The 16003-nt window shown below is 39.2% G+C and carries 13 protein-coding genes; 11 read left to right on the top strand and 2 right to left on the bottom strand.

The features are described from left to right. Window positions 1-42: 42 nt before the first annotated feature. Together Gferi_RS14890 and Gferi_RS14895 are read right to left on the bottom strand one after the other, a co-directional pair. The gene (locus tag Gferi_RS14890) at window positions 43-2220 is read right to left on the bottom strand and encodes a sensor histidine kinase (protein ID WP_069977853.1); all 2178 of its coding nucleotides are present in this window, start codon (window positions 2218-2220) and stop codon (window positions 43-45) included. Further along, complete coding sequence (locus tag Gferi_RS14895; protein ID WP_069977855.1) at window positions 2198-2890, bottom strand: response regulator transcription factor; 693 nt, start codon at window positions 2888-2890, stop codon at window positions 2198-2200. The genes Gferi_RS14890 and Gferi_RS14895 overlap by 23 nt, the downstream gene beginning before the upstream one ends. Window positions 2891-3198: 308 nt before the next feature. On the opposite strand from Gferi_RS14895, the gene Gferi_RS14900 reads away from it, so the two are divergent. From Gferi_RS14900 to Gferi_RS14945, 11 genes are all read left to right on the top strand, one after another. Beyond that, entirely contained in the window at window positions 3199-4209 is a 1011-nt protein-coding gene (locus tag Gferi_RS14900) for a substrate-binding domain-containing protein (protein ID WP_069977858.1), read from the top strand. Window positions 4210-4220: 11 nt separating this feature from the next. Continuing rightward, complete coding sequence (locus tag Gferi_RS14905) at window positions 4221-5747, top strand: sensor histidine kinase (protein ID WP_069977859.1); 1527 nt, start codon at window positions 4221-4223, stop codon at window positions 5745-5747. After that, on the top strand, window positions 5725-7329 hold the full coding sequence (locus tag Gferi_RS29120) for a response regulator transcription factor (protein ID WP_069977860.1): 1605 nt from the start codon (window positions 5725-5727) through the stop codon (window positions 7327-7329). The genes Gferi_RS14905 and Gferi_RS29120 overlap by 23 nt, the downstream gene beginning before the upstream one ends. Window positions 7330-7331: 2 nt before the next feature. Then, complete coding sequence (locus tag Gferi_RS14915; RefSeq protein WP_069977862.1) at window positions 7332-8429, top strand: sugar ABC transporter substrate-binding protein; 1098 nt, start codon at window positions 7332-7334, stop codon at window positions 8427-8429. Window positions 8430-8847: 418 nt separating this feature from the next. After that, a complete protein-coding gene (gene mglB, locus Gferi_RS14920; protein ID WP_069977865.1) occupies window positions 8848-9891 on the top strand; it encodes a galactose/glucose ABC transporter substrate-binding protein MglB in 1044 nt (347 codons plus the stop codon). Window positions 9892-9982: 91 nt separating this feature from the next. Then, a complete protein-coding gene (gene mglA, locus Gferi_RS14925; protein ID WP_257785949.1) occupies window positions 9983-11509 on the top strand; it encodes a galactose/methyl galactoside ABC transporter ATP-binding protein MglA in 1527 nt (508 codons plus the stop codon). 17 nt (window positions 11510-11526) lie between these two features. Then, window positions 11527-12567, top strand: a complete 1041-nt coding sequence (mglC, locus tag Gferi_RS14930) for a galactose/methyl galactoside ABC transporter permease MglC (protein ID WP_330389292.1) — start codon at window positions 11527-11529, stop codon at window positions 12565-12567. A 364-nt stretch (window positions 12568-12931) separates the two neighbouring features. After that, window positions 12932-13549 carry a GTP pyrophosphokinase gene (locus Gferi_RS14935; protein ID WP_069981452.1) on the top strand — a complete coding sequence of 206 codons (618 nt, stop codon included), beginning with the start codon at window positions 12932-12934 and terminating at the stop codon, window positions 13547-13549. A 176-nt stretch (window positions 13550-13725) separates the two neighbouring features. Beyond that, window positions 13726-13872, top strand: a complete 147-nt coding sequence (locus Gferi_RS28180; protein ID WP_156782408.1) for a hypothetical protein — start codon at window positions 13726-13728, stop codon at window positions 13870-13872. A gap of 255 nt (window positions 13873-14127) precedes the next feature. Continuing rightward, window positions 14128-14307 (top strand): hypothetical protein, encoded by a 180-nt coding sequence (locus Gferi_RS14940; RefSeq protein ID WP_156782409.1) that lies wholly within the window; start codon window positions 14128-14130, stop codon window positions 14305-14307. A 254-nt stretch (window positions 14308-14561) separates the two neighbouring features. After that, window positions 14562-15926: a sigma-54 interaction domain-containing protein gene (locus Gferi_RS14945; protein ID WP_069977869.1), complete on the top strand. Its 1365-nt coding sequence runs from the start codon at window positions 14562-14564 to the stop codon at window positions 15924-15926. Window positions 15927-16003 lie beyond the last annotated feature (77 nt).

Below are 16003 nucleotides of genomic sequence, written 5' to 3' on the forward strand. Positions count from 1 at the left end.
CAAATAAAAAAATTGGGGGGGAACACTGGTCCTCCCAATTTTTTATTTATAAAAGGTTACGATTGCTTTAAAGAGATCTCCGTCAACTTGGATATCCAATTGACCCCCTTGCAAATCGACGATGCTTTTTGCAATCGCCAGTCCTAGGCCGGAGCCTTCTGTATTTCTGGAAGTGTCTCCCCGCTTAAACCTTTCAAAAATCTCATCTACATCGAAATCCATTTCATAGGCGGATATGTTCTTAATTGTAAAGACTGTTTTATTGGCTTCTTCTGATAGAGAAACATATACTCTGGTATTCGGCTGTGAGTATTTTAAAGCATTACTGATGAGGTTGTCAAATACTCTCCAGGTCTTCTTTCCGTCCAGCTGTACAAAGATTTTTTGTTTTTCGATATTTACTTTGAAGGTTAAAGTAGACTGTTGAATTTTCTCATCATATTCTGCCAGGGCTTGATTTAATAAAGCGACCACATCGACTTTTTCCATATTGAGCTCTACCGCACCACTGGCCATTTTAGAAGCTTCAAACAGGTCGTCGATAAGAACCTTTAGCCGTTGGGATTTCCTATCGAGAATCTGCACATAGTTTTGAATTTCTTCCCTTGGCAGTTCTTCGTTTTTTAATAAATCTACATAATTTATGATAGAAGTCAAAGGGGTTTTTAGATCATGAGATACATTGGTAATCAATTCGGATTTAAGCCGTTCACTTTTCATTTGGTTTTCTACAGAGGCCTTCAGGCCCAGCTTTATGTTGTTGATATTGCGAGCTAGTTGAGCCAGGGCGCCATTCCCCTTTTCTTCAATCACATAGTTCAGATTTCCTGAGACCATTTCATCGGTTCCCTTTAAGATTCGGTTTAAAAAGGCTAAATTCTTTAATATATAGGGAAATACCATGAATAGATATATTCCCGCATACCCCAAGGAGATCAAGAGGAAAAACCCATTATGACCGGATAATCCCATTAAGCCAATGACGGCAAAGGGTCCTAAGAGTGCTGTGAGGAGGAGTACAAGGATTACCTTAAAGAATATGCTGCGGTTTACAAAGCTTTCACTCAGAAGGCGTTTAATGCGATGTAAAATACTGCCGTGCCATTGATTTTTAAGTTCTCCCTTGTACTTTTTCATCCATTGTATCTCCCGTATATTTACGATAAGGTACAGGATGTAGACTGCGGTAAAAGTAATTTTGAGGATATGGCTCAACCTAAACGGAGAATTAAAGAAGGATATTTCTACTGCATAGCCGATCATTCCCAGGGAGTAAACGAAGAGGATAAATGCCCTTATATCCAAAGGGACTTTTCTATAAAACCTTCCGATTTGATCAACATAGGTTAAATCCAATAAGTTCTTTTTCTTCATTTGGATAAATAAGAAGATCGTTAACCCGGTAACTAAAATCAATAGAAAAATCTCGATAAACAATCTCTCTCGGATTTCGTTATAATAGCGGTAATTAACGTGTAATTGACTATATCCTTCAATCTGCAGAGGGACGATAAAATATCCGCTCCAACGAAGTTCTTGGAAGCTGTTGTTTACCCAACCCAGGTAAGGATCTCTAAAGTTTGCCTGAGGCAGCTTTAGACTGTATAGAGAATGCTCCCTTACATACTGCTCAATATCTTTGACATCATCTAAGTTGGAATAGATTTCTCCTCTTTCGCTATCCTGGATATAATACTTAATAGGATCATTTTTGTTAGATAAACTCTTTTTCAGTTCCTCATAATGTTTTGTTTTATCCAGCAGGATGGATTCTCTAATTTCATCGGTAGTCTTAATGGTTTTCTCACGATATTCCTTTAGCTGGGCATCCCGTTCCTCTGTCAGAAGTTGTGCGCGGTCTTTATTGCCCATATTTTCTGCTTCATTAATATACATCCCATAGGTACTTAATATTTCCTGCTCTTTTTCCCATAATTTTGCTTCCAACTGTTCTTTTTGCTCGGTGATTTCATCCATTGTTACTTTTTCCTCGTCAGGAAGCTGCCGAAAATTTTGATAATCGATATGGGAGGCTTTAATCTGTTCAAAGTAGTGCCGAAGCTCATTTTTAAATGTGCTACTGTTAAAGTAAGGATTTTGGCCCAAATAGTTCTCATGACTGGCCACGTCAAAGATGATCATATAGGAAAGGGCCAGCAGGTAGATGCATAACAGCAAAGCAATTCCGGCAGAATATTTATTTTTCAATTTTATATCCAATACCCCACACCACCTTTAGATATTTTGGATCTTTTGGATCGATTTCAATTTTTTCACGGATTCTTCGAATGTGTACAGCTACTGTATTTTCAGAATTATAATAGGGTTCCTTCCAAACTCTTTCATAGATTTCTTCGATGGAGAAAACCCGGCCCTTATTTTCCATTAATAATTCCAGCATCTTATATTCCGTAGGTGTAAGCCGAACCTCTTCCCCATCCACGATAATCATTTTTGTACTTTTATTCAAGGACAATCCCCGTACAGTAATCTCATCCTCACCGGTTTTATAGTTTCCCAGATTGGTGTAGCGGCGAAGTTGGGATTTTACCCGTGCTACGAGTTCTAAGGGATTAAAAGGTTTTGTAACATAATCATCAGCACCGATATTTAGACCGAGGATCTTATCCGTATCCTCAGATTTTGCTGAAAGCATGATAATCGGAATATTTTTTGTTTCCCTGATTTTAAACGTGGCCTTGATGCCATCCATCCGCGGCATCATGATATCCATTAAAATCAGATGAATTTCTTCTTCTTCAAGAATCATCAGCGCGTCGATTCCGTCCTTTGCCTTAAAGACCTTTATATTTTCATTTTTTAAATAGATTTCGATGGCATCGCTGATCTCCTCATCATCGTCTACAACTAAAACACTATATTTTGACATATTCTCCACACCCTTTCGCTCCCATTATACCATCTTTGTTCCCCCCCTTGCTGCAGCTTTATTCCTATTGTATAATGAAGCTTTTACAAAAAACTCCTCATATTTCTTAAGAATTTCTGAACAAATTGATAAAGTGCCTTAAATCATTGGAAAGCAAATGGCTGTCCATTTAAAAAGTAAAAAAATGTTAAGACGCAAGCAGATATAGATAGAAGGATATTAGGTGAATAAATAGAATAGATAATAAAACTGATTACGGGACCTGTAATGACTTTGTTGAAAAGCAGCTAGGGGGTAATAAGCTATTAATGAAAATCATAAAAAAGATTTTATACCTGATTAACAAGAAGCATATCATTCTCATTTTAATCATCTTAATTGCAATAACGAGCACAATGCTGCTCTGGCTGCAGCAGGAAGATACAGTGGTTCCGTCCGCAAAGCCGGCATATCATTTCTATCTTGTAGGACAAAACTCTGTAGATCCTTTTTGGAAAGAAGTCCGGCAAGGGGCAGAAAGTGCAGCAAGGGATCATAATGTTGTTGTAGAGTTTAATGCGCCAAGATTTAACAATCCCCAAGAGGAACAGATGTATCTGGATATAGCCATTACATCAAATGTTGACGGCATTATTACCCATGTTTCCAATGACGAGAGCTTTACAGCCTTAATTGATAAGGCCTATGATTTGGGGATTCCCGTTGTTACTATAGAAAATGATGCGAAGAACAGCAACCGGAATGCCTTTGTAGGTACCAACAGTTTTGTATTGGGAAAAGAAGCCGCAAAGTTAATGATTGATGCAACCAATGGAAAAGCAAATATTGTAATTATTGTCAGTAATGATTACGAGATGGACAGTGCCAGCCAAAATTTGAAAATAAGTGGTTTCCTAAGCACTATCAAGGATTATCCCGGGATGAATGTAGCACAAATATATGTGTCAAGAATGGGAATTCTGAGTGCTGAAGAAATAACTCAATCGATTATTAACCGGCAATTAGATATTAATGCGGTTCTTACAACGAATTCCGTAGATACATTTGGTGCAGCTCAGCTCATTGTAGATCAAAATAAGGTTGGAACCATTACACTGGTGGGCTATGGTGATACAGTGAATATCTTGAGATATATCAAGAACAACATTATTTATGGTACAGTAATGAGTGATCCTTATAAGATGGGTTACGAAGGCGTAAAAGCATTATTGGATATTAAGGAAAAAAATAATGTTTCAACCTTTATTGATACAGGTGTAAAGATTATTACAAAAGGAAATCTGGATGAATATGAGATGAAAGCAGACTTGGTCGAATAGTTGGTGAATATATGAATAAGGATATTTTTCATTTTACAGGCATTAGAAAAAAGCTCATTGCCTATTATTTAATAACGACTGTTTTATTAGGTGTTACCAGTGTTTTTTCTTATTACAATGCAAGGATTGTATTAACAGGATTAAAGACCATTATAAGAGATTATGTATATCTCAACAGTTTGAATAATGACGTAAATGCACTAATGACAGAAGTTGAAGAATATCTTACTACGAAATCTTCTGAGTCTATACTGAACTACTATACAACCTTGAATGCATTGCAGGAAAAATCAAGAAACATTCCCAGAAAGGCTGTATATGACCTAGACAGTCTGATGCTCAAAGATATCGGCTATATGATTGACGAACTTCTGAATGAAACGGATCATGCAGTAAGAGCAAAAAGAGGAAGAATCAGCAGCGAATATATTGCACATTTTTCCAGGGCAAACCAGATCAGCGAATATATAAAATTCTATATCAATACACTTTTGAATCGAAAGCTGCAAAAAGGGTCTCTAGGATATGATGAAATAACAAAAAGCCTGACTGTTGTCAGTTATATTAACTTAACCATTATTATTCTGTCCGTATTTATTAATATTTTTCTTGCCATTTTTTTTACTTACCGTCTCACAAAACCGATTGTTGATCTATCTCATTCAGCAGAAAGAATTTCAAAGGGAGATTTTGATATTCAGCCAACGAAGATTGAAACCGATGACGAAATCAGTATCCTGGCAGCTGCCTTTGATAAGATGGTGATTAGTATCAAAAATTATATAGATGAAATAAAAAAGCAGGCAGAATTTGAAAATAGGTTGAAAGAACAGGAAATGCAAAATTTTAAGATGAAGAGCCTCTTAAAGGATGCAGAACTGAAGTCTCTTCAATCACAGATTCATCCGCATTTTTTATTTAACACACTAAACGCGGCCTCTCAGCTTTCTATGATGGAAGGCGCAGATCGTGCCTCAGAATTTATCGAAAATATTGCAGAACTGTTCCGTTATAACTTGAGAAGGTTGGATGAGCCGGTTACTTTAGCAGACGAGGTTAAATATGTAAAAAACTATATGTATATCTTAAAAACAAGATTTGGAGACAGGATCCAATTTTTTGAAGATATTGAAGAAGATGTTATGGGTGTAAAGATTCCGTGTACAATTCTGCAGCCCATTGTAGAAAATGCATACATTCACGGATTGGAGAATATGGAGAGAAATGGAGCAATCTACCTGAATGTGAGAAAACAGTCCTCAGAAATTCATATTGAGATAATCGACAATGGAATGGGAATGGATAAAGACCGGGTGAAATCCATACTCTTTATGGATGCAAAAGAGGATTTATCCCGAAGACATGTTACCGGGATAGGTATCCATAATGTAATCGACCGCTTAAGATTATTCTACAATATAGCAGATATACATGATGTGATAGAAATAGAAAGTAAATTGGGATATGGGACGAAAATCACCTTAAAAATTCCATACCTTGAGGGGGTGAAAGAAGATGATAAAGCTTTTAATCGCTGACGATGAACATTTGGTGGTTGAATCCATTCGATTTATCATTGAAAAATATACTGATGAGACAGAGGTTGTTGGTATAGCCCGGTCAGGAAGAGAAGCGATTGAAAAGGCAGTAGAGTTAAAGCCCGATATTGTGTTTATGGATATACGTATGCCTGGAATTGACGGGATTGAGGCAATTCGTCAAATCAAGGCTACCAATGGAGATGTAGTATTTGTAATTGTTACTGCTTACGAATACTTTAATTATGCAAAGGATGCTGTAAATCTAGGTGTTCATGAATACCTGTTAAAACCTGTAAACAAGCATCGGGTAATGGAAACCGTCAACAGTGCAGCACAGCTGATACGCTCTAAAAGAAGCGCCATCCAAAGGGAGATGTTGTTAAGGGAAAAAATCAATAAAATTATTCCCCATATGGAAGGGCAATTTGTCTATTCCCAGTTGTTTAGCGGTAGAATAATCAAGGATATCGCATTCTATGAAGAGGTTTTTGCCATGGCGTTGGGACATGGATATGTCATGATGGCAATTGTGGAGGAGTCTGAAAGCTATGAAAGAGAGGAAACCTTGAAAAACAGTCTCGACAAGCAGCGATTCTATGATATTTTTAGCCTGGAACTGAAAAACCTTACGCCTTGCCTGATCGGGCCCCCTATGCTGGACCGGACTGTGGCGTATATTCCGGTTAATATGAATGAAGACAGCTATACAGCTAGAAATATGGCCATCGAAATAGCTCAAAAGCTTATCCGCCGAATCAATAAAAGTATCAATATTCATTATAAAATTGGATTAGGAAGAAGATATGATATCAGCAATTTTTTAAAATCCTCCAATGAGGCTTATATGGCAGCAGCTGTAGCCAATAAGGATTTGATGGTCCATTATGAAGATGTGATTTTATCGGTAAACGCAGTGGACACTTATCCAACCAATAAAGAGAAAACGCTGATCCATAAAATGCTCACCGGAGATTTGAATGGAGTTTTGGAAAGCTTTGAAGAGATTTTCTGGTGGCTTACTGTAAACTATAAAGATGATATGGATAAAATCAAGTCAAAGCTGCTGGAATTATTGGTGGTCGTAAAACGGTCAATTCCCTATGAAGCTAAGGAAAGCGATGTTCCTGAACAAGGACAGTTTATAGAGCTGCTAAAAATTCAGAATATCAGAGAGCTTAAAGCCAGCTATACAAATTATTTGAAAAATACTACGCTGGCCATCGGAGAAAACCGGGAAAAAGAATTGAGCGGACTCATATTAAAATCATTAAAGTATATCAACAACAACTATCAAAAAAATATCAGCCTGGATGATGTAGCCAAAGAAGTGAATATGAGCTATCACTATTTCAGTAAGTTTTTTAAAGAAACGACAGGAAAGAATTTTGTTGATTATCTAACGGAAATACGGATCGAACGGTCAAAGGAACTGTTAAAGGATGTATCGGCCAGTATTAAAGACATCTGCCATGAGATCGGATACAGCGACCCTAATTATTTCTGTAAGATATTTAAAAAAGTAACGGGCATGACACCTACGGAATTTAGATCGAATCCCTTGTCACAAGAGGTGATGTGAGGATGAAGCCAAAAGAAGTACTGAAGCTGGGAATATTAATTATACTCCTGATTATATTTGTATCCCTTATCTACTTGCTGGGAAGAAATATATATGCGAATTACGTTAACCGGAACCAGACTGGGACAACAGTACAGGGGAGCGATAAAATAAAGATCGGCTTTTCCCTGGGAACATTAAAAGAGGAGCGCTGGATTAAGGACCGGGATATTATTATGGCAAAGGTGAAAGAACTGGGCGCAGAGATTATTGTGCAAAATGCCAATAATGATGACCAAGATCAATTAAAGCAGGTAAAATATCTGCTGGAACAGAATATTGATGTGCTGATTATTGTGCCCAATGACCTGATAAAAGCTGCATCTGCTGTTGAACTGGCAAAAAGGCAAGGCGTAAAGGTCATTTCCTATGACAGGCTGGTACTGAATTCAAATGTAGATATTTACATATCCTTTGATAGCACAGAGGTTGGAGCGCTAATGGCACAATACATCGTGGATCAGGTTCAGAACGGAAATATACTAATTATAAATGGCGCCACATCTGATCATAATACGCAGATGATTAAGTATGGCTATGATCAGGTGCTGCAGTTACAAGGAGAGGAGCAGAATATTAAAGTCATAGAGGAATATTGGTCACCGAACTGGATGAAGGAGTATGCTTTTAAGGTTACGGATGAACTGCTTCAAAATAAGAGCAAAATAGATGGAATTATTGCTGGAAATGATGGCCTGGCAGATGGGGTCATTGAGGCACTGTCGGAACACAGAATGGCAGGGAAGACTATTGTTGTTGGCCAAGATGCTGACTTGGCCGCCTGTCAAAGAATTGTTGAAGGAACACAGCTGATGACAGTATATAAGCCTATAGAAAAACTGGCTGATGCTGCCGCAAAAACGGCTATTCAGCTAGCGAAAGGCGAATCTTTGAACAATATTCAAACGACCATGTATGATGGAAAGTACAGTGTTCCCTATTATGTATTGGAGCCTATTGCCGTAGATAAAAGCAATATAGAAGATACAATCATCAAAGATGGATTTCATATGCGGGATGAGGTATATAGAAATTCACCTGAAAATGAGCATATAAATTAAGGATTCAGAAATCTTGTTTGTATAAATATAGTTCCCTGTAAAAAATAGGGAACTATATTTTTTTGTGTTAAAAAAATACTATAGGGACCGGACATAAATCGCTAACAGATAAAATAGAAAAGGTGAACGTAAAAAGCTACAGAGGCAAACCAGCATGAAAGGCGAATTAAATAAATAGAGTTTAGTAAGATGCATAGGAAGCCAATGCACAAGCCTGTAAGCTGGGATATGAATGCCAGCAATTTTTTAAAGAAGCGGGCAAACGTTTCCTGAATATTTCCACAATCTGCCTTGGGTATTATATAGATACCCCAAAATGGAGGATTGATCATTTCAACACATTTCAATGCAGTATTTATGTGAGTTGCAGGATTCTGCAGCACGCTAAATAAAAGTATTCTAAGAGGGGGAAGTATGTATGAAAAAAATATTGGCATTACTGCTGGCATTGACAATGGTACTTACATTGGCTGCATGCGGTCAAAAGCCTGCGGAAGCTCCAGCAGCCGGTGGGGATGCAGGCGTTCCAAAGATAGGAGTAACCATTTACAAATTTGATGACAACTTTATGTCCTTTGTACGCCGTGCAATTGAGACCGGTGGGAAGGATAAAGCAGAACTGATCCTAAACGACTCACAAAACAACCAGGCAACCCAAAATGAGCAAGTAGACATGATGATCTCAAAAGGAGTAAAATCCTTAGCCATCAACCTGGTTGACCCACAAGCAGCACCATCGATCATAGAAAAAGCAAGAGGGGCAAACCTGCCGGTAGTCTTCTTTAACAAAGAGCCGGATGCAGCAGCATTGGCAAGCTATGACCATACATGGTATGTAGGAACAACATCCTCAGAATCGGGAGTCATGCAAGGAAAAATCGTAGCAGACTCCTGGAAAGCAAATCCGGATTGGGATAAAAACGGGGACGGAAAAATCCAGTACGTACTGCTAAAGGGAGAACCAGGCCATCCGGACGCTGAAGCCCGTACAAAATACGTAATCGAAGAAATAAAAAAATCCGGAATCGAAGTAGAAGAACTTGAACTGCAAACCGGAATGTGGGATAGCGTAAAAGGAAAAGAACTGGTAGATGCATGGTTGGCAAAACATGGAGACAAAATCGAATACATCATCGCCAACAACGATGCCATGGCATTGGGAGCCGTATCCTCACTAAAAGCCAATGGATACTTTGAAAACGGCAAATTCATGCCGGTAGTAGGAGTAGATGCCATCCCAGATGCATTAGAACAAATCAAAGGGGGCCTCATGGTAGGAACCGTATTGAACGACGCGAAAAACCAAGGACAGGCAACATTAGACCTGGCATTAAACGTAGCCAATGGAAAAGACCCATTAGAAGGAACCAAATGGACATTAGATGACAAAAAAGCCGTAAGAGTACCCTATGTGGGGATCACATTAGACAATCTGGCCATAGCAGAAGAAGCATACAAATAAGCAACAACCAAAAGAACAGAAAAAACAAGGATGTATGAGCATGCATCCTTGTTTTTAAATAGAAATAGAGAAATAGAAAGGGGTGAAACCTGTGCAGACCAAACAAAAAGAAGAACAAAACAAAGAAAACTACCTGCTGGAAATGATCGGTATCTCAAAAGAATTTCCGGGAGTAAAAGCATTAGACCGGGTAGAACTGAGAGTCAACAAAGGAACAGTGCACGCGCTGATGGGAGAAAATGGTGCAGGGAAATCTACCCTGATGAAATGCCTATTCGGAATCTACCATGCAGACGAAGGAGAAATCTACCTGGAAGGAAAAAAAGTAAACTTCACATCAGCAAAACAAGCCCTAGACAACGGAGTATCCATGGTGCACCAGGAACTAAACCAAGTACGCCAGCGAAGCATCACCGACAACATATGGCTGGGCCGGTATCCCAGAAAAGGCCCCTTCATCGACGAAGAAAAAATGCATAAAGACACAAAGAAAATCTTTGAAGAACTGGACATCCAGCTGGACCCCCGGGAAAAAGTAGAAAAACTAACCGTATCAGAAATGCAAATGGTAGAAATCGCAAAAGCAGTATCCTACAACTCGAAAATAATCGTTATGGATGAACCCACCTCCTCCCTGACAGAAAAAGAAGTAGCCCACCTGTTTAAAATCATCACAGCCCTAAAAGAAAAAGGAGTAGGGATCATCTATATCTCACATAAAATGGAAGAAATCCTACAAATCTCAGACGAAGTAACCGTCATGAGAGACGGCAAGTGGATCACAACCCAAGGGGCAAAAGAACTGACAACCGACAGAATCATCAACCTGATGGTAGGAAGAGACCTGACCCACCGGTTCCCGGAAAAAACCAACGAACCGGGAGAGACCATCCTGCAGATAAAAGAAGTGACAGCCCAGTATCAACCCTCCATACAAGAAATAAACTTTGAACTGAAAAAAGGAGAAATCCTGGGCATAGCCGGCCTGGTAGGCTCAAAACGCACAGACATCGTAGAAGCCCTCTTTGGCATAAGACAAATCAAAAAGGGGCAGATCATCCTCCATGGGAAAGAAATCAAAAACAAGACCCCGGAGGCCGCAATCCAAAACGGATTTGCCCTGGTAACCGAAGAGAGGAGGACAACAGGAATCTTCGGCGTACTAAACATCCTCTTTAACGCGACCATCGCCAACATGGAAAAATACACAAACCCCATAGGACTCCTGAAAGAAGAAAAAACAAAAGAAGACACCCAATGGGTCATCGACAGCATGAGCGTAAAAACCCCGGGACAAAAGACCATGATCAACAGCCTGTCCGGAGGGAACCAACAAAAAGTAATCTTAGGGCGGTGGCTGCTGACACAACCGGAAGTACTCATGCTGGACGAACCCACCCGTGGAATCGACGTAGGAGCAAAATATGAAATCTACCAACTCATGATAGAACTGGCGAAAATGGGAAAAGGCATCCTCATGATCTCATCAGAAATGCCGGAACTCCTAGGAATCACCGATAGAATACTAGTAATGAGCAACGGCCGGGTGGCAGGGATCGTAGAAACCAAAAAAACAACACAAGAAGAAATATTACGCCTATCAGCTAAGTATCTATAGGATAAGGAGAGAGAAAAGTGATACAGGAAAAAACAAAAAAAACAAAGAAAATAACCACCAAAGACATCCTAGCCTGGATGATGAACAATGCAATCTTTCTCGTATTACTGGTATTACTGCTGGTAATCATCACCATATCCCCGGACTTTGTCACCATGAACAACTTCCGAAACATCCTAACCCAAGCCTCAACCCGGATCATCATCGCATTAGGAGTGGGGGGCATCATCATCCTGCAGGGAACGGACCTATCCGCAGGACGAATCGTAGGATTGTCGGCAGTCATCTCCGCATCCCTGCTGCAGGCACCCAGCTATGCCTACAGAATGTACCCGGAGCTGCCGGCACTGCCCATCCTGCTGCCCATCCTGCTGGCAGCAGCAGTAGCAGGAGTATTTGGACTCATTAACGGATTTATCATATCCAAACTCAACGTAACCCCCTTTATCACCACACTAGGGACCCAGATCATCGTCTATGGAGTAACCTCCATCTACTTTGACAGACCCCCCTACGGGGCGCAACCGATCGGAGGACTGGACCCAAGATACATGAAATTTGCCCAAGGCAGCTTTAACATAGGAGGATTCATCCTGCCCTACCTGGTCCTCTATGCGGCAGCAGTAACCCTATTCATATGGGTACTATGGAACAAAACCCGCTTTGGGAAAAACATCTATGCGGTAGGAGGGAATCCGGATGCGGCAGTAGTCTCAGGAGTAAACAAAGCAAAAACCATCATCATCGTCTTCGTACTGGCAGGAATGCTCTATGGATTTGCAGGGTCATTAGAAGCGGCGAGAGTAGGGAGTGCCACCAACAACACAGGAAACATGTATGAACTGGATGCCATAGCAGCCTGCGTAGTAGGAGGGGTATCCTTCAGCGGAGGAGTAGGTACCGTAGCAGGAGTCGTCACAGGGGTATTGATCTTCCAGGTTATCAACTATGGATTGGCCTTTATTGGCGTAAACCCATACCTGCAATACATCATAAAAGGACTCATTATCATTACAGCAGTTGCAATCGATACCCGTAAATATATTAAGAAGAAGTAAAAGATAGGGCTGTATTTTGACAAAGCAAATGGAGAATCTTGATCAAGGTTCTCCATTTGCTTTATAGGTGTTAAATCGATTCCTGCACATGGGTCTGTAAATAGGTAGAGGGGTTACAGTGAACTTATTTAACGCTTATAGAGTGGCGTTAGTTTTCGCATGTATGGCAAGCTCTAAAGCACTAAAATAAAAGGAAAGTAAAATAATTTGCAATAGATCTTGCCAGCAATGCAGTATTTTCTATATGCTATAATAGAAAAGGAAGGAATGAGTCTGTACTTTTCTTTTATAGGATTCCTTTAATAGGAATGGGTATATGGAAGGTTGTTTATTCGCACAAAAGGAGTGAGCTGTTTTGGAACCAATGATGCTAGCAAGAGATATCAATGATTGGAAAAACTTAATACTGATGAACCGATTTGCATTAAAAGAGATTGATACGAAATTAAATATTCTTAATGAAGAATTTCAATTTATTCATTTGCATAATCCGATTGAATATATCAAGTCCAGAGTGAAAACGCCAGAGAGTATTATAGAGAAGCTGAAAAGAAAAGGCTATGAGCCGACGATTCAGAATGCTAAAGAATATATCTATGATATTGCTGGGATACGGATTATCTGTTCATTTGTGTCCGATATTTATTTAATATATGATCTAATACAAAATCAAAGTGATGTGAAAGTAATCGAAGTAAAGGACTACATTAGAAATCCGAAGCCTAATGGTTATCAAAGTTTGCACTTAATTGTGGAAATTCCTGTATTCCTTTCAGACAGAATTGAAGAGGCAAAAGTGGAAATACAAATACGAACCATTGCAATGGATTTTTGGGCGAGCTTAGAGCATAAAATCTTTTACAAGTTTAACAAGGCGGTTCCCGGATATATAACAAAGCAGTTAAAAGAATGTGCCGATGTTATTACACACCTAGACAATAAAATGTTATTCATTAAAGATGAATTGGAACAATACAAATAAAGTGAAACTTTATTCAGATGGAGTTTTGACTTCACCTGAATGTTAGTTGAACCAGGGGTTGTTAGTCATCGGATAAAAGATAGAGCAAGAGCAGGAGGACTCAAGAAAGGACAAGCTTGAAGCATTGGATAATAAATAGGAAAATATCAGTGATAAGAAGAGAGAGGTGTGATCCCGTGGCTTATTTAGAGGAAAGTGAATGGATGCTGCAAAAATGGCAGGTGGGAACGGCAGAAACCGACAGTACACGCTGGATTATCTATAGTGCGAGAAACACAGCTTTTGCAGTGCATGCCGCTTTCTACCAGCAAAATCAATTTTGATGAATTGTAAAGGAACAGATAAGCCAAGAGAGTATTACACCTAGGGAGTAATACTCTCTTTTTATATGGGAAAGTACGGAAAAGCAACACAAAAATAGTATCCAAAAGTGTAGGAAAAATAGCAAAAAGTATAGTCGGAAGAATGAATGGTTTGAAAGAGATAAGAAAAGGATCAAATAAAATAGGATGCCGGAGGAATTTAAAGAGCCGAAACCTTTTGCTATATTTTCTATGGGAGCTATGGGGGCCTTATATTTGACACTTACAGTATTTGTTCATGCAGAAAACGGAGAAATTATAGATTTCTTGAGAAAAGAATGTATTAAAAAAGGGCAAACTACACCCCATTACCATCATGTTTCCAGACCTCCCTTTACAGAGGCAGAAGCAGTAAGAAGAGCCATTTATATTGCAAAGGAAAATTGCACGAGATAACTATAACTATGTACGGATAGCAAAGGTGATAATGCTAAAAGATTATGGGCGTAGACCCGACATTATTTATGTGCTCTAAAGGATAACAGCCGTAAAATTCTCAGAAGAAAAGCAATTCAGACTATAAAACACCGAATTGCTTTTTTTTATAAATTTTCAGAAACTTACTTCTCTGGAAGGGTGAAATGCAGTAAAATAAAAAAAACGGAAAGAGTTGAAAGCAATCCCTAAAGACTGCATAAAGGGGGAATTACATGGGGACGCTGAATATCGAACGGATACTGAACATGTATAATTATTTTGATGGAGCGATCATTACCGATGAAAAGGGTGTTATCCTATATTATTCCAACTTCAGAACAGATCTCTATGATTTGAAATTAAAAGAGATCGTAGGAAAGACCATTTTAGAAATTCATCCGGAAATGAAAGAAGAGGATAGCAGCATCATGAAGGTGCTGAAGGATGGCGTACCAATTTATGACCATATCGAAACCCTTACGACTCCCCATGGACAGGAGATCACAAATATTTACAGTACACTGCCGATTATTCAAAATGGAAAAATCATAGGGGCCATCGATTTATCACGCTGTATAGCTGAAGGAAACCAGCGTAAAAATATCGTTTTGCCGAAATATGAAGTGGATGGCAGTGAAAATCTCTATCATGCCAATGATATCATTACCACTTCCTCCAAAATGAAAGGGATTAAGCAGTTAATCCCTAGGATTGCCAATACAGATTCGTCGGTTTTAATTTATGGGGAGACGGGTACCGGGAAAGAACTGATTGCCCAGAGCATTCATACCGGCGGAAATCGGATTAGTAAAAAGTTTATATCTCAGAATTGCGCAGCGATTCCCACTACGCTGCTCGAGAGCATACTCTTCGGTACTGTGAAAGGAAGCTATACGGGAGCGGAAGATCGGCCCGGACTCTTTGAATCAGCCAATGGGGGTACATTGTTTCTAGATGAAATTAATTCCATGGATATGGTCATGCAGGTAAAGATCTTGAAGGCTATTGAAGAGAAGAAGATTACAAGAATCGGAGATAATAAACCAATATATGTTGATGTTAAGATTATATCTGCAGTCAACGAAGATCCCTATGGGTGCGTAAAATTGAAAAAACTGAGAGAAGACCTGTTTTATCGGCTGAATACGGTACAGATTGATATTCCGCCGCTGAGAGAACGTATTGCTGATATTTCGTACCTAACCGACTATTTTATTGCCGTTTATAATTCTAAGATGAATAAGAATGTACTGGGAGTAACGGAGGAAGTAAAGGAAATTTTCGAATATTATAATTGGCCGGGCAACGTGCGGGAGCTTCGAAATATTATCGAGGGTGCATTTAATATCATAGGTTCCCGGTTTATACAAAAAGAAAATCTGCCTCAATACCTTATTAGCAGGTATGATCGGGAATCAGAGCGCCTAGAAGCATGTAATCGGAATTTGTCTTTGGCAGAAAAGGTAGAGCTTTACGAGAAAAGGTTGATTATGGCAGCACTGGACTCTTCACCGTCTGTGACTGCTGCTGCTGATAAATTAAAGATTTCCAAGCAGGCATTGAATTATAAATTAACGAAATATGGTCTAAAGGGGTAAAAATTTTTTTCCAGCCAAATTCTTTGGCTGGAAAAAAATTTTTACGACAAAATAACAAATTTGACGGAAAACCTTGA

The sequence above is a fragment of the Geosporobacter ferrireducens genome (assembly GCF_001750685.1).
In the GTDB taxonomy this organism is placed as follows: Bacteria; Bacillota; Clostridia; order Peptostreptococcales; family Thermotaleaceae; genus Geosporobacter; species Geosporobacter ferrireducens.

Bases quoted from the DNA above. Each gene is read 5' to 3' on its own strand.
- Gferi_RS14895 (WP_069977855.1), bottom strand. From the start codon at position 2,890: ATGTCAAAATATAGTGTTTTAGTTGTAGACGATGATGAGGAGATCAGC.
- Gferi_RS14900 (WP_069977858.1), top strand. From the start codon at position 3,199: ATGAAAATCATAAAAAAGATTTTATACCTGATTAACAAGAAGCATATC.
- Gferi_RS14905 (WP_069977859.1), top strand. From the start codon at position 4,221: ATGAATAAGGATATTTTTCATTTTACAGGCATTAGAAAAAAGCTCATT.
- Gferi_RS29120 (WP_069977860.1), top strand. From the start codon at position 5,725: ATGATAAAGCTTTTAATCGCTGACGATGAACATTTGGTGGTTGAATCC.
- Gferi_RS14915 (WP_069977862.1), top strand. From the start codon at position 7,332: ATGAAGCCAAAAGAAGTACTGAAGCTGGGAATATTAATTATACTCCTG.
- mglB (WP_069977865.1), top strand. From the start codon at position 8,848: ATGAAAAAAATATTGGCATTACTGCTGGCATTGACAATGGTACTTACA.
- Gferi_RS14935 (WP_069981452.1), top strand. From the start codon at position 12,932: ATGATGCTAGCAAGAGATATCAATGATTGGAAAAACTTAATACTGATG.
- Gferi_RS14945 (WP_069977869.1), top strand. From the start codon at position 14,562: ATGGGGACGCTGAATATCGAACGGATACTGAACATGTATAATTATTTT.